This is a genomic window from Haloarcula vallismortis ATCC 29715 (assembly GCF_000337775.1).
Taxonomy (GTDB): domain Archaea; phylum Halobacteriota; class Halobacteria; order Halobacteriales; family Haloarculaceae; genus Haloarcula; species Haloarcula vallismortis.
Map to the genome: position 1 here is coordinate 36,557 of NZ_AOLQ01000042.1, position 21,146 is coordinate 57,702.

Genomic DNA, 21,146 nt, shown 5'->3' on the forward strand with positions numbered 1-21,146 from the left:
GCCTGCTACCGAAACTCAGACACGTCGTACACGCCGGCAATCGTTGTTTCCTCGACGGCCGCGGTGATTTCTGTTCCTTCCTCAGCCGCCGAATCTGCGACGAGCGTCACCGGCTCGATGGGCTGGCGGCGCAGAAAGGCCGCTATCCGTTCGAGCCACGACGGCTTCCCGCCCTTGCGGCAGACGATGACATAGCGTGAGTCCGCGAGCGACGCCATCTCGGGCTCGAAGTCGTAGTCTTCGTGGTCGGCCGGTTCCACGACGTGGATGACCTCGCCCGCAATCGTCTCGTCCATACGCACGGTAGCGACTACAGCGGTATGTGCCGCTCGCTTTGCACTACGAGTACTGCTTCGACACCCAGCCCGAGGCACCGCTGGGGTAGGAATCAGTCTCTGCCTCGGGCTGGACCTCGCCGCGCTGGTCGACCATCCGGACGACGACGGTGTGACCACCCTCGGGCGGGTCGTAGGTGTACTCCCACTGTCGCCACGCGTCCTCGGCGGGACCGTCGCCACTGACCGCAGGCAGTTGCTCGGAGAGGTTCGCATCCGTCCACGTCTCGCCGTCGTCAGTCGAAACCTCGACGCGCTGGACGCCGCGCAGGCCGGCGTAGGCGTGGCCGCCAATGCGCCGACGGCCGTCCGAGAGCATGGATTCGTGGTGGAGCTTCGCGACCGGATTGACGGGGCCGGTCCCCTGCCAGCCGCGTTTCTCCCAGTAGCCGTCGGCTTCCTCGTCGAGCACTTCAATCTCAGAGAGCCACTTGACGTTGACCTCGCCCCAGTGGCCGGGGACCAGCGCCCGGACGGGGTAGCCGTGGCCGCGCGGGAGAATCTTCCCGTTCATGCCGTAGGCGAGCATCCCGCCCCGGAGCGCGTCGATTGGAAACTCCTCGTAGTAGTCATCGTCGGCGCGGAGCATGACACATTCACAGCCGCTCTGGACGCCGGCTTCTTCGAGGAGGCTATCGACGGGAACGCCAGTCCACAGCGCGGTGTCCATCTTGTAGCCGTTCAGACTCTCGCCCACGCAGCGCAGCGTCACGAACCGGTTCTCGGCGTCCATCTCTAGCAGGTCCTCGTAGGTGAGTGTGACTTCCTCCTCGACAGCACCGGTAATCGACAGCGACCAGTCGTCGGCCGAGAGCTCCGGGTCGATGGAGTTGATGTCGACTTCATAGAAGTTCTCGCTGACCAGCGGGTCGATGTCGCCGAGGTCCAAGGTGGAGTCTGCCGCGGCGGCAAGTTTCTCATCGACGTCGTCGAGATCAGCCCCCGGCGCAGTGAGTGCGGGCGCATCGTCACCCGTCGCAGCGATCGACCGCTGGCTGCCAGTCGTGTAGCCGACTGTCGCCGCGCCGACGGCCACGCCGACCGTCGAGAGCGCCCGTCTGCGTTTTGAGGAGAGAGGCGACGCCTGCCCACCGAATCTGTCGAGCACCTGCGCGAGTCCGACGACAGCGGCGGCGGGAACCGCCGGGCCGGCGGCGAGGATGACCTCGCCGGTGAGAACGACGCTGACGACCCAGGTCACGACAGCCGTTCCGACGACCGGAAGAGCGCGATTGTTCGCCAACTGGCCGGTGAGGATGGCTGCTCTGGCCGCCAGCGCGATGAACAGCCCCGCGAGGGCGGTAGCGAGGAGGAGATTGAGCTGCTGGCCGAGACTGCCAAGCGTCGAGATAGCGGTCGAAACGACGATTCCGGGCATCGACCGCGCGAGCGTTCGTTCGATAGGCGACGCGATGAACGTGGGTGCGTAGCCGGTGACCGCATATGAGCCGGCCAGGCCCGCGACGGCTGCGGCGATGCTGACCAGCAGCCGCCCGCCGGGCGAGTCGAGAAGGTCGTCAGTCATGGGTGAACTGACGGCCTACCCCCCAAAAGGGATTGTTCCAATTTCGCCCAGAATCCGTTCCGAAACTCCGGAAGACACAAGCGAGCGGGGCTGCTCTACGGAATCATGGATGAGCACCCCGGCGGCCGGCCCTGTCCGCTCTGTGAACGGGCAATGTACCACCGACACTGCAAGTACGTCTGTCCGGAACACGGCGTCGTGTATGACTGCGCTGACACGTTTTACTGACAAGACGCTCGCGGGTTTAATATCTTGGAACGACGAAAGAAGTGATATGAGTGGTCACGGGGACGAGATTTCGGTGCTGCACGTCGACGACGACCCCGACCTTGGCGACCTCGTTGCGGTCCATCTGGAACGAACTCACGAAAATATCTCTGTCTGTACTGAGCGAAGCGCAACAGATGGGTTAGAGCGATTGTCCGAGCACACGTTCGACTGTGTCGTCAGCGACCACGACATGCCGGGCATGGACGGACTCGAGTTTCTGAAGGTCGTTCGCGAGGAGTACGAGGGGCTACCGTTTATTCTCTTTACAGGCAAGGGAAACGAGGAAATCGCGAGCGACGCGATCTCCGCCGGCGTCACCGAATACCTCCAGAAGGGGGTCGGAACGGACCAGTACGCCGTGCTTGCTAACCGTATCGAGCGGGCTGTGGGAGAGCGCCGGGCGAAAACAGCGCTCGAAGAGTCCGAGCGGATGCTGTCGACGCTCATTTCGAACCTCCCGGGCATGGTGTATCGCGCACGGAACGAGTCTGACTGGCCGATGGAGTTCGTCAGCGACGGCGCAGCGGAGCTGGTCGGCTACAGTTCGGAGGCGCTCGAGAGCGGCGACGTGTCCTGGGGCACGCTGATAAAGGATTCCGAGACAGAGCGTCTCTGGGAGACGGTCCAGACCTGTATCGCCGCCAACGAGCCGTTTGAAGTCTCCTACCGGATCGAGACGGCCGAAGGTGAGACCCGCTGGATGTGGGAGCGCGGGCGTGTCGTCGGCACTGACGACGACGGCGTCGAGGTCCTCGAAGGATTCATCACCGACGTAACTGCCCGAGAAGAGCGTGAACGAGAGCTTGCGAATCAGCGGGCGTTTACCGAGAAGCTCATCGACTCCGTCGACGATATGTTCTACGTGGTCGGTACCGATGGAAGTCTGGTCCGGTGGAACGATACTGTCCCGTCGGTGACCGGCTACACCAACGAGAAGCTAGCGTCGATGGACATCGGGGAACTCATCGTCGATTCCGACCACGAGAAATTATGGCGGATATTCGAGACGACGCTGGAGACCGGGTACGGAACTATCGAGGCGGGTGTCGAGACAGCTGACGGCGAGCGCCTCCAGTACGAGTTCAGGGGCTCGCTCATCGAAGACGAGCGCGGTGACCTGTTCGGGATTGCCGGCATCGGCCGCGACATCACTGAGCGAAAGCGTCGGGAGCGAGAGCTCAAAGAGTACCGGACGCTGGTTGAAAACGTCGGGGACCCGATGTACGTCCTCGATAGGGACGGGACAATTGAGATGGTAAACGAGGCGATGGCCGCCCATCTCGGGTACGCCCGCTCGGAGATTATCGGCTCGGAACCGGGCCGGTTCATGCCTGCGTCGGATGTCGAAAGTGGGACAGCACTCATCCATGACTTGCTTGACGACGACGAGCGGACGTGGGCGGCCTACGAGATGCGGACAATATCCGCCGACGGGACAGTCCGGATCAACGAGGACAGAATCGCACCACTGTTCGACGAGGACGGGACTTTCGACGGCTCGGTCGGCGTGATGCGCGAGACGACAGAACGCAAGCAACGCGAGCGAGAACTCGAACGCTACGAGACAATCATCGAGGCCGTCGGCGATCCGGTGTACACCCTCGACGAGGAGGGGGTGTTCACCTACGTGAACGAGGCGATAGAGCGGCTGACGGGGTTCGAACCGGGCGAGCTCATCGGCGAACATATCTCCACCATCATGGCCGGCGAGGACATCAACCGCGGCAGCGAGCTCATCCGGACCATGCTATCCGATCCGACCCGGCAGAACGTGACCTTCGAAACGGATATTGTCGACCAGAACGGGGACCACACCCCTATCGAGATCCACATTGCGCTGCTTCCAGCCGTAGACGGGGAGTTCAACGGCACGGCGGGCGTCATCCGCGATATCAGCGACCGAAAAGACAGGGAACGACAGCTCTCGGAGTTCGCATCCGTCGTCAGCCACGACCTCCGAAACCCGCTGAACGTGGTCAAAGGGCGGATATCGGTCGCCCGGACGTCAGGCAACGTATCACACCTCGAGGCGGCGGAGTCGGCGGCCGACCGGATGGACGAACTCATCAACGATCTGTTGACGCTCGCCAGACAGGGTGATACGGTCGGCGAGACGACGATGGTCGACCTCGTCGCTCTCGCTGGGCAGGCCTGGGCAGATGTCGAGACAGACGAGGCTAGGCTGGAAAAACACGGCACGGCGACGGTCGAGGCCGATGCGGCACGGCTCCGTACGGTGTTCGAGAATCTGTTCCGAAACAGTGTGGAACACGGGTCCACGGGCAGTCGGCCAGAGGCCGACGACAGCGCGGCCCCGATCACCGTCTCTGTCGGGACAACGGATACCGGCTTTTACGTCGCTGACGACGGCGTCGGTATCCCAGTGGAAGAACGTGACGACGTGTTCGGCCGCGGCTACACTACAAGCGACGCCGGGACCGGGTTCGGGCTGGCAATCGTCGCTGAGGTCGCACAGGCTCACGGCTGGTCGGTGTCGGCGACAGAAAGTGAAAGCGGTGGCGCGCGGTTCGAGTTCACGACGAGTTCGGAGCCGTGACGTGGCGATAGGCCGGTCCCGCAAGCACTAGCACGGCCAGCGCCGCCGAAAGCAACAGGACGTGTGGGAGCGCGTCGATAGTGAGGCCAGTGAGCGTCAGCGACCGTAGCGACGCGCCCGCGGCAACCTCGACGGCGACCCACGGAATCTCACCGAGGAAGGTCCCGACAGCGAATGAACGTGGCGAGACGCGAGCGAATCCGGCACCATAGGACACCGGGTCCGCGGGCACCGGTGAGAGCCGCGCCGCGAGGACGCCTCGTGTCTCGCCGGTCACCTCGATGATCTGACGGCCAGAATCCCCCAGCCAGCCGAACATCCCGCCCTGTTCGCCGGCCCGGAGCGCGAACCGATAGGGGATAAGGCAGGTAACGAGTGCGCCCATTAGCGCGACCGGGAAGCCGTACTTGACACCGAGGACAAACCCGACGAACGCGGACAGCGGCATCGTCGGCCACGCGAAAAAGGGTCGGACCAGATACAGCCCGACGATGACGCCCGCGAGGTAGACGGGATGGTCGGCAAGATGCATCGTCTGGGCTACCACCCACTCGGGTGTAAGCAGCGTCGTCGCAACGGCGACGACTACCACCAACCCGGCGGTCCCGACCAGCTGTCGCTTCGCGAGGCGGTCCATCTACCCGATTGAGCGGTAGCAATCGACAAACGCTTTGTGGTATCTTTTACGTTGCTCGGGGTTGAAACGCCGATTGTGTCCGAGACGCGTGACCCGGTCGAACTCGGCGTCGAACTGCTCGCCCATCTGGAACACGGGGAGCTGTCCGTCGCCGACGCGCTCGACCGTATCGAGACGGTGACGACCAATCCGCAGGTCCAGCGTGAGATACTCGACACTGCAGTGATGCGTGGGCTCATCGAACGCGAGAACGGCGTCGTCCGCCCGCGGTCACAGGGGTCGTACGTGAACTTCGACAGCGATGTCGCTGTCCGTGAGGGGGACTTCTCGTGTCAGCGCTGTGGCGCAGCCATCAGTACGGGCCACTTCGTCCAGTTCGACGGCGGCGAACTGGGGCCGTTTGGATCGACGTGTATTCGGAAAGTGTTAGGGCGGGAGTAGCGAGGGGCGCGACCGCAGGGAGCGGCCCTCGATTATGCGAGCGGTGAACGAAGTGAGCCGCGAGCAGCGAGGTCGCGGCCGCGACAGAGGCCACGGCCTCGATTAGGCGAACGGCGACCAACGGAGCCGTGAGCAGCGAAGGGCGCGACCGCAGAGAGCGGCCCTCGATTATGCGAGCGGGGAGGAACGACCCGCGAGCAAAGGAGCGTGACCGTGGTCTCAAATTTCCGACTCCGTCAGAAACAGCAGTCTCAGCGGCCTTGCCGGAGTTCCTTGATGAGCTGCTTGATCGTGCGCTCTTGCTTCTGGAGCTGTTCGTTCTGAGCTTCAACAGCGGCGGTCAGCTCGGCGACCTGTGCTTCGAGTTCAGCGATATCGGGGTCTGCACCGGTGTCCGGCTCGACCGAGTCGGTGTCTAGGCCGGCTGTGTCAGTGGATCGTGTTTCCGTCGTGGCTTCGGCGGTAGTCCCCTGTGCACTGGTCGATGAGGTCGCGGCCTGCGTGCTGGTGTTCGCGGATTCAGTCTCGGAATCATCACTGCCTTCCTCGTCGTTGCTCACAAGCGGGTCGATACCGGATTCGAGGCCGAGACCGTTGCTGGCGTCACTAGCACTCTCCTCAGGGTCTGCCCCGACCTCGGCGTTGAGCTCAGCCAGCGAACCAACCTCATGATACGCGAACAGGGCCTCTTCGAGTGTTTTCCGGACCATCGGTGCCTCCTCGGACGGGGCTTTGATGCGCTCTGGCCGCTCGTTAAACGAGAGTACGACAGCCGTAGCGACGCTGCCCTCTTCGAACTCTAGACCCGTCACGTCGTCGAAGGAGAACGCCTCGTAGTCGGCGTCCCAAGTGACGTTGCCGATGTGCTTGAGCAGCTGGCGGTCGGTGACCACCAGCGTGAGTTCGCTAAACCGGAACACGCCGGCGAGACTTTCGTCCGGGGCGATGCCGCCCGAGACAGCAAGCTTGCCTTCGAGGAGTCGTTCGAGGACGGCGTCACCGCGGTTGCCGGGAACGGACAGCTCAAGCTTCTCACTGGTGTAGCTGAGCGAGAACTTGGTCTTGCGTCGGCCTTCCGAGACCGTGAGCCGTTCGAAGTCGTGTGGATAGCTGGCGACCTTCTCGTCGCTGAGAAGGCCCTCACCGCGGTAGACGAGCGTCCGGGTCGGTGTGAAACAGGCCGCATCTTCGTCGCCGAGGTTGACACCGCCCCGGATCTCCTCGTCCCCGAGTTCCTGCTGGACGAGGTCTGGTATCTCCATACTGCCTGCATACCTGCGTGATGGCTTAAATCCGCGGGTCGAGTATCAGCACCGATGAGTCGCCCGCGGCGTGGGACTGCCCCACAGTCCCGGCGGAGATGAGAACCTTCAAGACGGCTAACGGCCAACGCCTGAATGCACCCGCGCCCGGGTGGCTTAGCTGGACATAGCGCCGCACTCATAGGGTCTTTCGACTCATGCGGCAGTGCACCCGTCATGACCCCGGGGCGCTCGTCACGCCCCAGACCTGGGCCATGCGGAGATCGAGGGTTCGGAGCCCTCCCCGGGCATTTTCCAGATATCATCGACCAGTAGTCACTGAAGTCTCTGTCACGGGCCGCTCAGACGGCGCTATATCAGTTCAAGCAGTGGTGTTCCGAGCGAGCAGGTCGCTGCAGCGGCGAGTGGCGCTCAAACGCCATTATGTTCGGCATGGCTGTTCCGGAGGTTATATTGCGGTCTTACCGGAGAATCGGCAGTGATTAGCCAGACGAGAGGCCGCTGCCGGGGAACTGCTGAAAAACAGACTCAAAATCGTCAATCTCTGCGGCCGTGGCGTCGACTCTTTCACGGAGTTCGTGGAACTGTTCGTTGACAGTCTGGTACTCGTCGCTCGCTTCGAGTTTCGGCCTGGTTTTTTGCGTTTCTAGCGTTGCCTTCTTCGAAGCCACGGCGAAGTACTCCTGGACCTGACTGTCGTATGTGGTCCGAACAAGCATCTCCGAGACAGTATCGAGGAGGTCCGCGCGGCTAACTGGCTTGGTCAGGTACTCGTCGAAGGGCATCTCGACGATGTCGAAGTCCGGGTCAACAGCCGTTACCATCACCACCGTCGGGTCAATACCCCGTTCTGCGATGGTATCGAGGACTTCGTCACCGCTCATATCAGGCATCTGCCGGTCCAGAAAAACGACATCGACGGACGCGTCGACTAACTGGAGCGCTTCCGAACCGCTGTGTGCGGTCCGAACGTCGTGTGCGGTCAGCAGCCACGTCGAATACAGGTCCGCAATATCTTGCTCATCGTCGACGACGAGTACCGTTGCTTCCTCCGTCTCACCTCGCTTTTGCACTTGTTATCCCTCCTGTCGGCTGACGTACTGCTCTCACGATGACTTTCCTGAACAGCAAGATAAAGCTACCCAGCAGATTATCGATTCTGAGAATATAGTAGTTGCTCTGTTAACACGTTCGTACAGCTCTCCTGTCACAGTGTAGTGACTCATGCCAGAGATGTTAACATAGCGGCGACCGTACGCTGTGTGTATGGTGACCGTCTCCGGACCGTGGACGCGCGCGGAGCTGGAACAGTTTCTCGACACGGAAACTGTGCCGCTCCGTCTCGGGTGCCGAACGCCCGCAGACAGGCCCTGGATGCTCTCGCTGTGGTACCGGTTCGTTGACGGTGTTTTCGAGTGTGCAACCGGGGCGGACGCGGCAGTTGTCGACTACCTCGACTACGACGCCGATGTCTCGTTCGAAGTCTCTACGAACGAGCCGCCGTACTGCGGCGTCAGAGGCAACGGGACAGCGACGATGACAGCTGACGAGGATAAAACGGTCCTCACCGACTTATTGCACCGATATCTTGGCGGCACTGACTCGCCGCTGGCCGAACGGCTGCTTGCACCAGACCGCCGCGAGATACAGATCACGATTACGCCCGACAGACTCCACACATGGGACTACAGCAGCCGAATGTAACAGCCTGAACCAATGGAACCCACAGACTCAACAATGGACACGGACCCAACAGACATCAAATCAATCGCGATAAACGCAACTGACCTCGTCGCAGCCATTGAAGCGACTGCCGACGGGTCAGAGACAGTGTTACGCGTCACACCACCATTCAGCGGTCGGATGCGGGGGCGTCTCCACGTCGTCCAGCCCGACGACGACGACGAACCGATTCAGATCGAGCCCGACTCGCTACTGGCTACGGACGCACCGTCGTATCCGACACCCGACGACACCGCCGACGAGCTTCGGAACGCGGACGACGAGACGTACTCGGTGGAACGACATCGGACCTACCACGAGCAGCGGCTCGCGGAGTGGCGGGCGTCCCTGCCGGACCACGTCGTCGATAGCACGACACTAGCGGGCACAGAACACGACGTAACCATATCACTACTCGGACCGTAATCAGTTGTACGCGCCAACCCTATCTGTCACCAAGATTGAAAGTGGCACAGAGTATCACACTATGTCTGCGCCGCCGATGAAACGTTTAACCACCGCTCAGCCGGTAATAAAATGAACCACTGGGGTGTCGCTGTGCGTGAAACGAAGCGAAACGGCCGGAAACCTCTAGAGGTTATAAGCTATCTCCAGTAGAAGCCGTGGATAGCCCCCCACATATCAATTTCGTCTGCATACGAATTACTCGCCCAGTTTGATGAGTCTATACCGGAGTTCGACGAGCCGTTCGTCGCTGCCGTTCGTGGTATCGCGTTCTGGACAGCAATTGCGCTCCCGTTTCTCTATCTCCCGCTGCTGATTACCGGCCTGCACTCCGGGGCGACCCGGACCGCGTTCATCGCACTCGTCGTCTGTAACGCCGTGTCACTGCTCGTCGGCCACGCACACAGAGGCGACGATTAAACGGCCCTAGTGAACAGCGATCGATGGAGCTGGGTCAGCCGTTGGTAGCTAGTTGCGGTAGTGCCCTTCTGTTGTGACCGCTGTGGCGCTGAGTAGCCACACTCTGTTCTGAGAAGTGCCTCTTGTTCGGGTTCGGGGTCTGGTACTGCTGGCTGTGCTTTCATGTAAATATTTGCCACCCCGAGAGGACAGTAGTTGTCACGTACAGCCGACAGTATGAGAAGCGTCCTGGATCATCGGTGTACGCGTCGGTCTCGACAAGCAGTCCGGACCCCGATGCTGGGATCCAGGTACGCCCCCGATGTCGCTGTCGGATAAGCATCGACACCCACAGGATACGGACTCGGTGTAGGGCCCGTATATGTAGGGAAGGGCTGATTCCGTCGCTATTACTTACCTCGCCGCATGCGACGGACGGTGCATCTCCTCGGTGCAGTGACCCTCGCGATGACAGCGTTGACTGTCACGGTCGCGGCTGCGAGCGGCGTCGCCAGGTTGGTACATACCCAGTCTCTCCCGTGGATCATCACACTTGCTTGTCTCCCGGCTATCTGTGTCGGCTATGTCACCACCCGGGAGACCCAGCGTGTGGTAACTGACGGCGGATTCGTCGTGACAGAGACCGACATCATGAATCTGCACGCCGTCGCGGTTGCCGCACCGGTCACGCGCTGGCTCGCGGTACAGGCCGGACTGGGGCCAGTGGTTGCCTCAGCGCTCGTCGGGCTGCTCGCCGGGCTGTTCGTCCCTGCATACGGAGCTCCGGTGTACTGTGGTTCGTTCGTCGGGATGGTCGGTCCCGGCATCTTTTCAGATCTTCAAGCAGTCGCGGGTGCAGGCCTCGTGGCAGGCGTCGTCTTCGTCGCGGCGAAACACGTATTCGACGGATTCGGCGGCAAGCTCGGCACGACGGCGTTCGCCGGGTGTGGAATAGTCGCACTAATGACAGGCACGGGCCCGGCTGAACCAGCGGCGCTACCGACGCCTGCAACGGCAACTGGGCTCGTCGTAGCGGCGGGTATCGCTGCGGCCGTGGCTTTCGTTGTAAGCGTCCGTCTCGACCACGGTCCAGTTATCGGGTCGGCCGTCGTCGGGTTGGTCATCGGCCTGCTTGCGCCGGCGCTGCTGCCGGCAGGTGGGCAGGTCGCCGCTGTGGCATTCTGTGCCTCGTTCGTCGGGATGGTCAGCCCCGACCGGCTGCCGACTGCGGGGGTAACGTTCATCGCCGGGCTGCTCGCTGGCGGACTCTACGTCGGAACGATGCCGTATCTCGCAGGGTTCGGCGGGAAACTCGGCACGATCGCGTTCGTTGCGTGCCTCGCGACATACGGGGTGTGGACGGTCAACAACGACTAGCAAAAGGGGGTATGCCGGCAGACACGGCGGCAAGGACCAGGAGATTCCGTTGACAGACACAGTTGGTGGCATCCCGCCGTGTCCACTCGGCGATTGGACTACACCGAAATGAGAGGGGACCGTAAGAACTGTGGTCTATTTCACACCAACGGGCGACACCTCCACACCGCAGACGGTCTGCTGGGGGACGCCTTTCGCGTCGTGCTGGCTCATTCTGTGTCCGTAGACCGGCTGTCAACGAGTTCGACCCACTCTCTGAGTGGCCCCCTAACACCATCGACTGAGATTGTCACGTCGCCGTCGAACCGCCACGTCGCCTGCGGGGAATCCGAGCCGAACTGCATCGGAATAGAGACAGACAGCTCATCGGCCGAGAGGTGGAGCGGCTCGTTGCGGTCAACCGTCTCGTCAAGCAGCCGTTCGATGGCCATGCGGAGCTGTTCCGGGTCCGGATCTGGAAGGTCCGTGGATTGACTCATATCAGTGACTTAGAGCCGAAGCTACCTCGGTGTTGTGACAGACCGGTCGGTTTGCCCCTATCATTTAGGCGTGTGTAGTCCCCAGACTTCGCCGATGGAGTTGCCAACGCCCTACGCTCTCGGAGGGACCTACTACGTCGAGACGGTGTCGGTCGGGAAGCAATCAGACGACGAAACAGTGCGCGATTGCGTGGTCTGTGGCGGTCACGTGTACGCCGACGACTGGCACCTTGTCGTCGGTGTGCTGGACACGACCGGCGACCGACAGCGCCACCACCACTGTAGCGACGACTGCCTGACAGAGTGGCTCAAACTCATGACGGCTGCCTGAGCGGCGTCGAGTCCACGGAGTCTTGACGATGGAGCGCGTCGGGAGCATATGGATGAGCACACGGGCGTGTTCAGGGTCTACCGGGTCGTCGACGCGGTCCCGCACATCAATCTGTTCGACACCGATGCAACGCGGCTCTACACCGTGTACCAGTCCGGCTACGGCGAGCGACAGCCGGCAGTCGACGACCTCCGGACAGGCGATCTCGTCGAGGCGACGCTGGGTGGCGACCCCGACGATTCGGATGAGGCCTGGTCGCTGCTTTCCTTCGAGCGGCGTGACCGCGTTACGATGGATTTCGCCGTTGACGCCGAAATTCCGGCAGTGGCGGCTGACCTCTGGGAGCCCGGGCTCGAACGCCCGGCAAGCACTGTGCTCGAAGAGAACGGCGAGCCGGTCGCGGAATGCTTCGTTCAGCCGCGCGCGCCGCTACCCGGCGGTACGTTCGTCCCGAGTGTGCTCACCGGCCTCGTGCCGATGGAGTCACTGCTGACCGAACTTCCCGGTCTCGGCGAACCACCGACGAATGCTATCTTCATCGACCCCGACCCGCCTGATGCCGACTCGTACTCCCGACCCTACGGCGTCGCCGTGCTGTTCACCGCTGGCGCTGACACCCTACTGACTGAGTTCCGGGAGCGATATGATCTTGCTGCCGACGTGGACAACAGGCCCGAATACGACCCGTACGGGCTGTGAGTCACCAGCGGCAAGAACAGGCGGCGGAGCGCTACATCGTGATGACGAGCGGCACCGGGACGAAACAGAGCATCCCCAGAACGAACGTCACCAGGCCGATAGCCCAGCGACCCGGTCCCAGCGGCGTCTCGTCCAGCGGCGTCGCGGAGCCAAGCCGCCCGAACACCAGCGCCAGAATTCCCCAGAACGCCCACAGCCCGGCCGCGCGGCCCCCTTCGAAGGCGACGAGGTAGCCCGCGAGGCCGAACAGGGCGACGGGGACGGCTAGCTGGACCAGCGACAGGCGGTCGCCGAACAGCGACCGGGCGACGTGTGCGCCGTCGAGTTGGCCGACCGGCAGAAGGTTCAGGAAGGTCACGAACGCACCTACCCAGCCGCCGATGACGACCGGGTTCGGGAGGAGCTGGGGGTTCGCGTACTCCAGTTGTTCACCCATTGCTGCGGCGATACCCTGCAGTAACAGCGGGTAGCCGAGTTCGATGTTCGTGACAATACCGCGTGTCACCTCCACCGGCGGGAGCGTCACGCCGATGGCGGTCACGATGACCGTCGCAACGAGGCCCGCCAGCGGCCCGGCGACGCCGATATCGAACAGCGCCTTGCGGTCGGGGATATGGTCGTTCATGCTGATGACCGCACCCAGCGTCCCGAGGACGTTCGGGAACGGCAGGAAGTACGGCAGGCTCGCCTCCACCTCGTGGTAGCGGCTCATGACGTAGTGGCCGAACTCGTGGACGGCGAGGATCCCCAGTGCCGCCGCGGCGAAGGGCCATGCTTGCAGCAGTGCTGTCGGGTCTTCGAGAACAGACAGCCCGTACCAGCGGGTCCCGGCGTACAGCGTCGACGCCAGCGTCAGGACGGCCAGCCCAACGTTCAGCCATGGAACGCCATTAACACCGAGGGAGCGCTCCCGTGCGACCAGAACCCACTCGCCCATCTCCCGCTTGAGCGCGACGCGGTACCCGCGTTGACGGAACGCCGGCGCGATTCGGTTGATGACCTGCTCGGACTCGGTCATCGGCTCGCCGTAGTACCGGACGCCGTCCTCGGCGGTCCTGTCGATCTCGTACACGTGGAACGTATCTGCGAGCGTTTCCGGGTCCGGTAACTCCGGCGGCGAGGACTGTGTCGCCATTACTTCTGTTTAGGGTTCGATCCGTTTGAACCTGTTTGCTGGCCCCACTGTACCCACGGGGTCGGGGCTGATCCAGTCAGTCCGCGACGGCTTCGTCCGACCCGGTCGCGGCGCTTGGGTCCTGAATCCAGAGGTCACCGAAGAGGTCGTCCTGCTGGAGTCGGACCTGACCGCGATGGGCTAAAAAGAGCAGTCCGAGGAACGTCTCGACGCGGGTCCCGCCGGCGGTGTCGACCTCGCGGTACAGCACCTCCTCGCGGCCCTTGTCGTACTGCTCGCGGACAGCGTCGTGAACGTCGGCGATGATGTCGTCGATGTTCTCTGCGTGGGCCGTCCCGGTCACGTCGGCCGCCGACGGTTCCTCGTCCAGTCGCATGTCGTCGGCCCCGCGGTAGTCCAGCTCTTGTGTTCCGCGGTCGAAACCACTCGGGGAGTCACTGGTGTCGTACTCCCGGGACTCTTTCCACCACGAGTCGCGCTCGGCGTCCCGGAGGTCCCGGACAAGTTCGTCTAGCGTCTGTGGCATTCCGCGGGCACGGCGGCGTTCGAGCCGCCGGTCCATCTCCGACTCCAGCGCGGCGAAGGGGTCCGGCTCCTCGATGGGCGCGTCTTCGTGCATCGCCTGCTCCCATGGCTCGGCCGGTTCCTCCTCGTCCTCGCCCTCCCCGAGCATCGCGTCGCTTTTCATCCGGATGAGGACGCTCGCGTAGAACAGCGCCCGCCCCGACGTGCGCAGGTCCGCGTCGTCGATGCGCTGGAGGAACTTGTCGGTGACCCGCACCACGTCGATGTCCCAGGGGTCGATTTCGCCGTCGTCCGCCAGTTGGACCAGTACCTCGACCGGTTCGACATCCTCGTCCTCACTGCTGTCGGCAGAGTCGTGCTCGGAACTGTCCCGCGCCGTATCGTCATCTGCATCGGCGGACTCACCCAGTAGTGCCGCGGCGTCACCCGACTCACCGGGCGGCTCGCGGTCCTCGTGGCCGGTGATGTCGAGCGGAATGTCATCATCATCTTCTGGCTCACGGGTCGCGTCGCTCCCCGTTCGCGATTTCGAGCCGCGGGGCGGCTCGCTCTCCTCGCTAGTCATCAGCTGGTACCTCCTCGTCACCGTCGCCCTCGCCCGAGAGGTCGATGCCGGTCACGGCGCTCACGTTGTCGCCCTGCATCATCACACCGATGGCCCGCTCGGACCGCTCCAGCATGGCCGAGCGGTGCGAGACGACGACGAACTGGGCGTCGCCGGCGAGTTCGTCCACCAGTTCGCCGACGAGATCGGCGTTGGCCGCGTCGAGGAAGGCATCCACCTCATCGAGCGCGTAGAACGGCGCAGGGTTGTGCCGCTGGATGGCGAAGATGAACGCCAGCGCAGTCAGCGACTTCTCGCCGCCGGACATCGCGTTCAGGCGCTGAATCGGCTTGTCGCCCGGCTGGGCCTTCATCGTCAGCCCGCCCTCGAAGGGGTCGTCCTCGTTTTCGAGGTGAAGGTGGCCAGTGCCGTTCGAGAGCCGCTCGAAGATGTTCTGGAACTGGTCGTTGATCTCCGTGAACGACTCCATGAACGTCTCCTTCTTGCGGGCCTCGTAGGTGTCGATGCGCTCGCGGATGCCGTCGGCCTCCTCGACGAGCGTCGCCTTCTTGTCTTCGAGTTCCTGCAGGTCGTCGTTGACGCGGTCGTACTCCTCGATGGCGCGCATGTTGACCGGCTCTAACGTCTCCATCTCCGTTTCGAGCCGGTCAATCTCCCGCTCGACCGTGTCGTGGTCGGGCACGTCTTCCGGGTCGTAGTCGCCGACCTGCGCTTCGAGTTCGTCGATTTCCCACTCCAGACGCTCCTGCGTCTCCTGTTCGGATTCGAGGTCCCGCTCGATATCGGAGACGGCGGCCTGTTGCTCGTCCCGAGCCTCCTTTGCCTCCTGCAGGTCGGCTTTCAGGTCCTCACGTTCGGACTTGAGTTCGGCCAGCTCCTCTTCGAGGTCGGCGACGGCCTGCTCCTTCTCGGCTTTCAGTTCCTGCTTCTCGGCGACCTTTGTTTCGAGGTCGTCGATGCGCTCCTCGTGTTCGGCCTTGCGGTTCTGTGCCGCCTCGATGTCGTCGTGGAGGTCTTCGATAGCGTCCTCGGCGTACTGCTTTTCGAGTTCGTACTCGTTGAGTTCCGCGTCGAGTTCGCCCTGCCGGTCCTCCAGCGCGTCGATGTCGTCCGTGATGGATTCGCGCTGGTCGGTCAGGTCCGGCAGTTCGGAGTCTTCGACCTCGGCTTCGAGCTCGTCGATGTCGGACTGGAGCGCGTCGATTTCCTCGGTCTTCGATTCGATGTCGGCCTCCAGCTCGTCCATCTGGTCGGCCACGTCCTCACGCTCCGCGGCGATCTCTTCGAGGTCGGTTTCCAGCTGCTCGATTCGGTCGCGGGTCTCTTCGAGGGCGCTCTGCTTGCGTTCGATGCTCGTCTCGATGTCCCGGACCTGCTCTGTCGCGTCAGACTCGCGGTCGCGGGCGTCGTCGAGGCGCTCCTCTACGTCCCGCAGGTCCTCCCGCACGTCCGCCCGCTCGTCTTCGAGTTCGTTGATGCGCGTGGCGACCCGTTCGAGCTTGCCTGCGCCGCCGGAGAACGAGAAGCGCGTGCCCGAGGAGGAACCCCCGGTCATCGCGCCGGACTTCTCGACGAGGTCGCCGTCGAGTGTGACCATCCGGTAGTTGCCCATTAGTTCGCGAGCGGTGTCCATGCTGTCGACGACGACGGTGTCACCGAGGACGTACGAGAAGATGCCCGCGTACTCACGGTCGAAATCTACGAGGTTGTACGCGAAGTCGATGACGCCGTCGGCGCTGGGCAGCGAGCCCAGCGAGCGGTTCTGCATCTGTGTGATCGGCAGGAACGTCGCCCGACCGGCGCTACGTGATTTGAGGTATTCGATGCAGCGCTGGCCGACGCTGTCGTCGTCGACGACGACGTGGGCGAGTCGCCCGCCGGCGGCCGTCTCACAGGCCGTAGCGTACTCGGGGTCGACGCCGCCAAGTTGGCCGACGGTGCCGTGGACGCCGTCCTGGCCGGCGTTGAGAATTGCCGTCACCGCGCGGCCGTACGAGGAGTCGCCGTCCTCGCCGGCCTTCGCTTCGAGCTGGGCGTATTCCTGCTGTTTCGCGCTGATTTCGTCTTCCAGCTCGTCCAAATCAGACTGGAGTTCTCGCTTCTCGGCGCGTAAGTCGTCGACGACCTCGCCGATAGTCGCCTTGTTCTTCTCGGCCTTCTCAAGTTCCGTCTGTAAGTCCTCAATGTCGGCTTCGAGGTCCGGAATCTCGGCCTCGGCGTCTTCGATGGCGTCACGCTTCTCGTCTTCGGCGTTCGAGCGCCGTCGGGCCTCGTCGAGCAGGCGGTCCTGCTCGCGCTGGAGGTCGTTTTTCTCGCTTTTGAGCGTCTCCAGGCGCGAGCGTTTCTCCTCCAGTTCGTCCTTGACCTCCTGAAACTCCTCGCCGACCTCGTCGATGCGTTGCTGCACCTCGGCGAGCTCAGATTCCTTCTCGGCGATGTCGGCCTTGATGTTTGATTTAGCGACCTTCGTCTCGCGGATATCGCTCTCTAGGTCGTCGATGGTCTCCTGCTTGCGGTCGATCTGGACGAACGCCTGCCGGCGCTCGTTCTCGGCGGCTTCGACCGTCTCCTCGGCGGACTCGATTTTATCCTCCAGCCGGGAGATGTCGCCTTTGATCTCCTCGATTTCGCGTTTGATGGCGAGCTGTTCGTCTTCGCCCTTGCGCTCGATTTCCCCGTTGAGCTCGTGGAGTTCGTCTTCCAGCCGGATGACCGCGCCCTGACGCTCGTCGAGTTCCGTCTGCAGTTCTTGGAGTTCCGCCTCCAGCTCGGCGATAGTTTCCTCGACGGCCGCCAGTTCCTCGCGCTTGTCTTCGAGTTCGGCGGCCTTGCGGTACCCCTCGTACTCCTCTTTCTCGTCGCGGAGGTCCTGGTACTTGAGTGCCGTCTCGCGCTCGTCTTCGAGCTGGTCGAGTCGGTCCTGTTTCTCCTCGATACGGAGCTCGGCCTCGTCGATGCGCTCTTGGACGACTTCTAGCTCGTCGAAGGCGTCGGCCTTCTTCGCGTCGAACTGGGCGACGCCAGCGATCTCGTCGATAATCTCTCGGCGGGAGCCGGCGGTCATGTTGATGATCTCGGTCACGTCGCCCTGCATGACGACGTTGTACCCCTCCGGCGTCACGCCCGCCTGCGCGAGCAGATCCTGAATGTCCGAGAGGTTGACCGAGCGGCCGTTGATGTAGTAGTAGGAGTAGTAGTTATCCTCGGTCTCCTTGACCCGGCGTTTGATTGCGATCTCGTCCACGTCACCCACGTCCTCCGTACCAGCGGCGTTGACGACCTGTGACCGTGACAGTGTTCGGTCGTCGTTTGCCAGAATCACTTCGACGCTGGCCTGCCGTTCGCCGTCGTACTCGGCGTCTTCGTCGGCGTGACCGGGGTTGTAGATGAGGTCGGTGAGTTTCTCGGCGCGGATGCCCGAGGTTCGGGCGAGGCCGAGCGCGAACAGAATCGCATCGATAATGTTTGACTTGCCCGAGCCGTTCGGGCCGCTAATGGTAGTGAAATCTTCGTAGAACGGGATTCGGGTCTTACGTCCGAAGCTCTTGAAATTGTCGAGGACGAGCTCTTTGATATGCATGCGGTGGTGTGGCCGACAGCCCTACGCAACGATGATGTCGGACTCCGAGTCCTCTTCAGTCTCGGTCTCCGACGCGGCCTCGGCTTCCTCCCTGTTATCAACCTCGTTGGTATCCTCGGTGTTAGGTGTGTCGGCCTCCGTCGAGGTGGCGGCCGATTCTTCCGAGTCGGACTCGTCGGCGCTGAATCCGTTGTCCTCGTCGACGGTGGCTTCGAGTTCCCGGATACGGACCTTGCATTCGACGAGTTCGTCGGTCAGTCCCTCGACCGACGCTTCTAGTTCTCTGACGCGCGTTTCGAGTTCCTCGACTCGGTTGCCGCACATATCCGTAACCCAGCCATTGTGGACACTTATACCTACGTCAGACATTGGCAGTCCGACTGATACATCATGCGGAGTTGCCAGAACAGCGGCACGGACAGTACGTCTGTGTCATGTTGAGTAGCGATTCTGTAGGTACGCCGAGATTTCGTCGACGTGGTCGGCATCAAAAGACCAGTAGCCGCGCCACTGACTCCGCCCGGTCCGCTCGGCGAGGAGTACCCCCTTCATCTCGGCGGTACAGTCCGTGTTGACGACGAACCAGGACTCCCGCAGTTCGTCACGGGGTTCGGTATGGATAGTGGAGTTCCCGGGCAGCTCGGAGACACGGTCCGGCAGGCCGTACAGGTGTAGGTCGGTGTCGCTGTCGGCCAGTCGGTCGTACACGCGTCGAGTCCCGCGCTCGTCGTCAATCCGAGAGAGGTACTGAAACCCGGCGTGGAGTGTGTTATTATCCGACTGCCAGCCGAGCGACTCGATGTACCGCGAGAGCTCGATAAGTAGCATCTTCCGCTTGCCAGTGACTGTAAAAGGGACCTCATCGAGATGCAACAGCGCCCCCGGCGTGTCGACCTCGTCGAGAGACCGCGTTCCCGTGACATACAGGTCGGAGTTGACGAGCAACACACAGGCACTGATTTCGCTGATCGAGGACACAGCCAGCTCCGTGCCGTCGGCGTCCTCGACAACCACAGCATTTCTCGGCGTTTCGGCCGAAACTTCGCCGGCCCGGACATCGACGGCCGGTGAGTCGACCATCCGCTTGAGCATCCGGACCAGCGGCTCGGGTTCATCGTCGTTAAACACCGTGAGCGTCCGTCGAGCTAGTGAAACCGTATCGATGAACGCCGATATGGTCACACCGTCACACATTCGGTTATCCATATTCAAAGTGGCGGCACCAGGATTGTGAGCGAATACGGGCCTGCTGGGCGAGTCGCCGCGGATGGGGTCGTTAGCCTTTAGCCACACGCCACCGAATCCCGGACAATGACTGCGCAAGCGTCCGAAGCCCGCGAACTCGCGGCCGTCATCGGGCTGGAGGTCCACGTCCAGCTCGAGACGGAGACGAAGATCTTCTGTGGCTGTTCGACCGACGTGGCCGACGCCGAACCAAACACCCACACCTGTCCAGTGTGTCTGGGCCTGCCCGGCGCGCTCCCGGTGGTCAACGAGGGTGCGGTCGAAGCCGCTGTCAAGGTCGGCAAGGCTATCGACGCCGACATCCCCGAGGAAACCACCTTCCACCGGAAGAACTACTACTACCCCGACCTCCCGAAAAACTTCCAGATAACGCAGTACGACTCCCCCATCTGTCAAGACGGCGAACTCGAATTCTCCGTCGAGAGCGAGCGTCGCAGCGTCGACATCCGCCGGGCGCACCTTGAAGAGGACCCCGGCTCGATCAAGCACGTCCGCGAAGGCTCCGGTCCGCTTGAGTCCCGGACCTGCTCCATCGAGCGCGCAGACTACACGCTCATCGACTACAACCGCGCCGGGACGCCGCTGATGGAGATCGTCACGGAGCCGGACTTCCGCGCGCCGGGCGAGGTCCGGTCGTTCCTCGAAAAGCTCGAAGAAGTACTGGAATACCTCGGCGTGTTCGACGCGACGCGGGACGGCAGCCTCCGCATCGACGCGAACCTCTCGATGGTCGACGCCGGTGAGGTGAGCGAGGACGGCGACATCGACGAGTCGGTCCTCGAAGACGCCAACCGCACCGAGGTCAAGAACATCTCTAGCCACAAGGGCGCGGAGCAGGCCCTCTCCTTCGAGGCGTCCCGCCAGCGGAAGCTCATCCAGTCGGGCCGCGCCGTCGAACAGGAGACCCGCCACTTCAACGAGACACACGGCAACACAGTGTCGATGCGCTCGAAAGAGGAGGAGAAGGACTACCGCTACTTCCGGGAGGCCGATCTGCCGCCGCTGCGAGTAAGCCACTGGAAGGACGAGGTCCCGATTCCGGAGCTTCCCGACGCCCGCCGCGAACGGTTCGTCGCCGAGTACGGTCTCAGCGAGGAAGCCGCCTCGAAGCTCACGAGTACGAAACAGGTCGCAGATTTCTTCGAGGACGTGGCCGAGCGCTTCGATGCTAATCTGGCCGCGACGTGGGTCGCCGACAACCTGCTTGGCGAACTGAACTACCGGGACATGGCCATCACCGACATCGACGACCGTTTCGGCGAGGTGACCCGGCTCGTGGAGCTCGTCGCCGATGACGAAATTACGGCGAAAAACGCCCATGAGACCGTGCTTCGGGAGATGCTCGACACAGGCGACGACCCCGACACCGTCGTCGACCGCGAGGGGCTGGGCAAGACCTCCGGCGACGAGGTCCAGCAGGCTGTCGTGGAAGCCATCGACGAGAACCCCGACGCCGTCGAGGACTACCACAGCGGCGAGGACGGCGCGCTCAACTTCCTTGTCGGACAGGTCATGCAAAAGACCGGCGGGAGCGCTGACCCTGGCGACGTGAATGGGTTGTTGCAGGAAGAGCTAAACTGACCGCGAACGACTGTTG

At 62.7% G+C, this 21,146-nt stretch carries 21 protein-coding genes and 1 tRNA gene; 11 read left to right on the plus strand and 11 right to left on the minus strand.

Features of this window, described 5'->3' with window-relative positions; genetic code table 11:
* Positions 1-5: 5 nt before the first annotated feature.
* Together C437_RS10765 and C437_RS10770 are read right to left on the minus strand one after the other, a co-directional pair.
* Positions 6-296 carry a DUF7526 family protein gene (locus C437_RS10765; protein WP_004516981.1) on the minus strand — a complete coding sequence of 97 codons (291 nt, stop codon included), beginning with the start codon at positions 294-296 and terminating at the stop codon, positions 6-8.
* Positions 297-339: 43 nt separating this feature from the next.
* Complete coding sequence (locus C437_RS10770; protein ID WP_004516982.1) at positions 340-1,860, minus strand: sulfite oxidase; 1,521 nt, start codon at positions 1,858-1,860, stop codon at positions 340-342.
* A 105-nt stretch (positions 1,861-1,965) separates the two neighbouring features.
* Between C437_RS10770 and C437_RS21100 the strand changes: the two genes are divergently transcribed.
* Positions 1,966-2,088: an HVO_2523 family zinc finger protein gene (locus C437_RS21100; RefSeq protein ID WP_004516983.1), complete on the plus strand. Its 123-nt coding sequence runs from the start codon at positions 1,966-1,968 to the stop codon at positions 2,086-2,088.
* 46 nt (positions 2,089-2,134) lie between these two features.
* A complete protein-coding gene (locus C437_RS10775; RefSeq protein ID WP_004516984.1) occupies positions 2,135-4,687 on the plus strand; it encodes a PAS domain S-box protein in 2,553 nt (850 codons plus the stop codon).
* Here C437_RS10775 and C437_RS10780 read toward each other — a convergent pair.
* Entirely contained in the window at positions 4,665-5,324 is a 660-nt protein-coding gene (locus C437_RS10780; RefSeq protein ID WP_004516985.1) for a TVP38/TMEM64 family protein, read from the minus strand. The genes C437_RS10775 and C437_RS10780 overlap by 23 nt on opposite strands.
* Positions 5,325-5,375: 51 nt before the next feature.
* On the opposite strand from C437_RS10780, the gene C437_RS10785 reads away from it, so the two are divergent.
* Positions 5,376-5,765, plus strand: a complete 390-nt coding sequence (locus C437_RS10785) for a DUF5830 family protein (RefSeq protein ID WP_004516986.1) — start codon at positions 5,376-5,378, stop codon at positions 5,763-5,765.
* A gap of 251 nt (positions 5,766-6,016) precedes the next feature.
* On the opposite strand, the gene C437_RS10790 is transcribed toward C437_RS10785, so the two are convergent.
* Positions 6,017-7,027, minus strand: coding sequence for a DUF7115 domain-containing protein (locus C437_RS10790; protein ID WP_004516987.1), 1,011 nt, complete (start codon positions 7,025-7,027; stop codon positions 6,017-6,019).
* A gap of 145 nt (positions 7,028-7,172) precedes the next feature.
* Here C437_RS10790 and C437_RS10795 point away from each other — a divergent pair.
* Positions 7,173-7,317, plus strand: a tRNA-Met gene (locus C437_RS10795).
* Positions 7,318-7,509: 192 nt separating this feature from the next.
* Here the strand turns inward: C437_RS10795 and C437_RS10800 are convergent.
* Positions 7,510-8,100, minus strand: coding sequence for a HalX domain-containing protein (locus C437_RS10800; protein ID WP_004516988.1), 591 nt, complete (start codon positions 8,098-8,100; stop codon positions 7,510-7,512).
* A gap of 193 nt (positions 8,101-8,293) precedes the next feature.
* On the opposite strand from C437_RS10800, the gene C437_RS10805 reads away from it, so the two are divergent.
* The 4 genes from C437_RS10805 to C437_RS10815 all read left to right on the plus strand — a co-directional run bounded on the left by C437_RS10805 (position 8,294) and on the right by C437_RS10815 (position 10,990).
* Entirely contained in the window at positions 8,294-8,731 is a 438-nt protein-coding gene (locus C437_RS10805) for a pyridoxamine 5'-phosphate oxidase family protein (protein ID WP_004516989.1), read from the plus strand.
* A gap of 33 nt (positions 8,732-8,764) precedes the next feature.
* A complete protein-coding gene (locus C437_RS10810; protein ID WP_004516990.1) occupies positions 8,765-9,175 on the plus strand; it encodes a hypothetical protein in 411 nt (136 codons plus the stop codon).
* A gap of 213 nt (positions 9,176-9,388) precedes the next feature.
* Positions 9,389-9,634 (plus strand): hypothetical protein, encoded by a 246-nt coding sequence (locus C437_RS21230; RefSeq protein WP_074654895.1) that lies wholly within the window; start codon positions 9,389-9,391, stop codon positions 9,632-9,634.
* A gap of 405 nt (positions 9,635-10,039) precedes the next feature.
* Positions 10,040-10,990 carry a hypothetical protein gene (locus C437_RS10815; protein ID WP_004516991.1) on the plus strand — a complete coding sequence of 317 codons (951 nt, stop codon included), beginning with the start codon at positions 10,040-10,042 and terminating at the stop codon, positions 10,988-10,990.
* A 209-nt stretch (positions 10,991-11,199) separates the two neighbouring features.
* On the opposite strand, the gene C437_RS10820 is transcribed toward C437_RS10815, so the two are convergent.
* Positions 11,200-11,469: a hypothetical protein gene (locus tag C437_RS10820; protein ID WP_004516992.1), complete on the minus strand. Its 270-nt coding sequence runs from the start codon at positions 11,467-11,469 to the stop codon at positions 11,200-11,202.
* Between the two features lie 94 nt (positions 11,470-11,563).
* Between C437_RS10820 and C437_RS10825 the strand changes: the two genes are divergently transcribed.
* Both C437_RS10825 and C437_RS10830 read left to right on the plus strand, forming a co-directional pair.
* Positions 11,564-11,800 carry a DUF7576 family protein gene (locus tag C437_RS10825; RefSeq protein WP_004516993.1) on the plus strand — a complete coding sequence of 79 codons (237 nt, stop codon included), beginning with the start codon at positions 11,564-11,566 and terminating at the stop codon, positions 11,798-11,800.
* 48 nt (positions 11,801-11,848) lie between these two features.
* Positions 11,849-12,499, plus strand: coding sequence for a hypothetical protein (locus C437_RS10830; protein ID WP_004516994.1), 651 nt, complete (start codon positions 11,849-11,851; stop codon positions 12,497-12,499).
* A gap of 31 nt (positions 12,500-12,530) precedes the next feature.
* Here the strand turns inward: C437_RS10830 and C437_RS10835 are convergent, their stop codons facing one another.
* The 5 genes from C437_RS10835 to C437_RS10855 all read right to left on the minus strand — a co-directional run bounded on the left by C437_RS10835 (position 12,531) and on the right by C437_RS10855 (position 19,510).
* Positions 12,531-13,634 carry a site-2 protease family protein gene (locus C437_RS10835; RefSeq protein WP_004516995.1) on the minus strand — a complete coding sequence of 368 codons (1,104 nt, stop codon included), beginning with the start codon at positions 13,632-13,634 and terminating at the stop codon, positions 12,531-12,533.
* Between the two features lie 76 nt (positions 13,635-13,710).
* Complete coding sequence (locus C437_RS10840) at positions 13,711-14,724, minus strand: segregation/condensation protein A (protein WP_004516996.1); 1,014 nt, start codon at positions 14,722-14,724, stop codon at positions 13,711-13,713.
* The gene (gene smc / locus C437_RS10845; RefSeq protein WP_004516997.1) at positions 14,717-18,304 is read right to left on the minus strand and encodes a chromosome segregation protein SMC; all 3,588 of its coding nucleotides are present in this window, start codon (positions 18,302-18,304) and stop codon (positions 14,717-14,719) included. Before smc ends, C437_RS10840 begins: the two co-directional genes overlap by 8 nt.
* A 21-nt stretch (positions 18,305-18,325) precedes the next feature.
* Positions 18,326-18,628, minus strand: a complete 303-nt coding sequence (locus tag C437_RS10850; RefSeq protein WP_004516998.1) for a DUF7518 family protein — start codon at positions 18,626-18,628, stop codon at positions 18,326-18,328.
* Between the two features lie 108 nt (positions 18,629-18,736).
* Positions 18,737-19,510, minus strand: coding sequence for a DICT sensory domain-containing protein (locus C437_RS10855; RefSeq protein WP_004516999.1), 774 nt, complete (start codon positions 19,508-19,510; stop codon positions 18,737-18,739).
* 105 nt (positions 19,511-19,615) lie between these two features.
* Between C437_RS10855 and gatB the strand changes: the two genes are divergently transcribed.
* A complete protein-coding gene (gene gatB, locus C437_RS10860) occupies positions 19,616-21,130 on the plus strand; it encodes an Asp-tRNA(Asn)/Glu-tRNA(Gln) amidotransferase subunit GatB (protein ID WP_004517000.1) in 1,515 nt (504 codons plus the stop codon).
* Positions 21,131-21,146 lie beyond the last annotated feature (16 nt).

Excerpts from the sequence above, each read along its gene's own strand:
- C437_RS10810 (WP_004516990.1), top strand. The coding sequence starts at position 8,765 with ATGGACACGGACCCAACAGACATCAAATCAATCGCGATAAACGCAACT.
- gatB (WP_004517000.1), top strand. The coding sequence starts at position 19,616 with ATGACTGCGCAAGCGTCCGAAGCCCGCGAACTCGCGGCCGTCATCGGG.
- C437_RS10790 (WP_004516987.1), bottom strand. The coding sequence starts at position 7,027 with ATGGAGATACCAGACCTCGTCCAGCAGGAACTCGGGGACGAGGAGATC.
- C437_RS10770 (WP_004516982.1), bottom strand. The coding sequence starts at position 1,860 with ATGACTGACGACCTTCTCGACTCGCCCGGCGGGCGGCTGCTGGTCAGC.
- C437_RS10825 (WP_004516993.1), top strand. The coding sequence starts at position 11,564 with ATGGAGTTGCCAACGCCCTACGCTCTCGGAGGGACCTACTACGTCGAG.
- C437_RS10775 (WP_004516984.1), top strand. The coding sequence starts at position 2,135 with ATGAGTGGTCACGGGGACGAGATTTCGGTGCTGCACGTCGACGACGAC.
- C437_RS10805 (WP_004516989.1), top strand. The coding sequence starts at position 8,294 with ATGGTGACCGTCTCCGGACCGTGGACGCGCGCGGAGCTGGAACAGTTT.
- C437_RS21100 (WP_004516983.1), top strand. The coding sequence starts at position 1,966 with ATGGATGAGCACCCCGGCGGCCGGCCCTGTCCGCTCTGTGAACGGGCA.
- C437_RS10780 (WP_004516985.1), bottom strand. The coding sequence starts at position 5,324 with ATGGACCGCCTCGCGAAGCGACAGCTGGTCGGGACCGCCGGGTTGGTG.
- C437_RS10840 (WP_004516996.1), bottom strand. The coding sequence starts at position 14,724 with ATGACTAGCGAGGAGAGCGAGCCGCCCCGCGGCTCGAAATCGCGAACG.
- C437_RS10835 (WP_004516995.1), bottom strand. The coding sequence starts at position 13,634 with ATGGCGACACAGTCCTCGCCGCCGGAGTTACCGGACCCGGAAACGCTC.
- C437_RS10850 (WP_004516998.1), bottom strand. The coding sequence starts at position 18,628 with ATGTGCGGCAACCGAGTCGAGGAACTCGAAACGCGCGTCAGAGAACTA.
- C437_RS10765 (WP_004516981.1), bottom strand. The coding sequence starts at position 296 with ATGGACGAGACGATTGCGGGCGAGGTCATCCACGTCGTGGAACCGGCC.
- C437_RS10815 (WP_004516991.1), top strand. The coding sequence starts at position 10,040 with ATGCGACGGACGGTGCATCTCCTCGGTGCAGTGACCCTCGCGATGACA.
- C437_RS10855 (WP_004516999.1), bottom strand. The coding sequence starts at position 19,510 with ATGGATAACCGAATGTGTGACGGTGTGACCATATCGGCGTTCATCGAT.
- C437_RS10820 (WP_004516992.1), bottom strand. The coding sequence starts at position 11,469 with ATGAGTCAATCCACGGACCTTCCAGATCCGGACCCGGAACAGCTCCGC.
- smc (WP_004516997.1), bottom strand. The coding sequence starts at position 18,304 with ATGCATATCAAAGAGCTCGTCCTCGACAATTTCAAGAGCTTCGGACGT.
- C437_RS10830 (WP_004516994.1), top strand. The coding sequence starts at position 11,849 with ATGGATGAGCACACGGGCGTGTTCAGGGTCTACCGGGTCGTCGACGCG.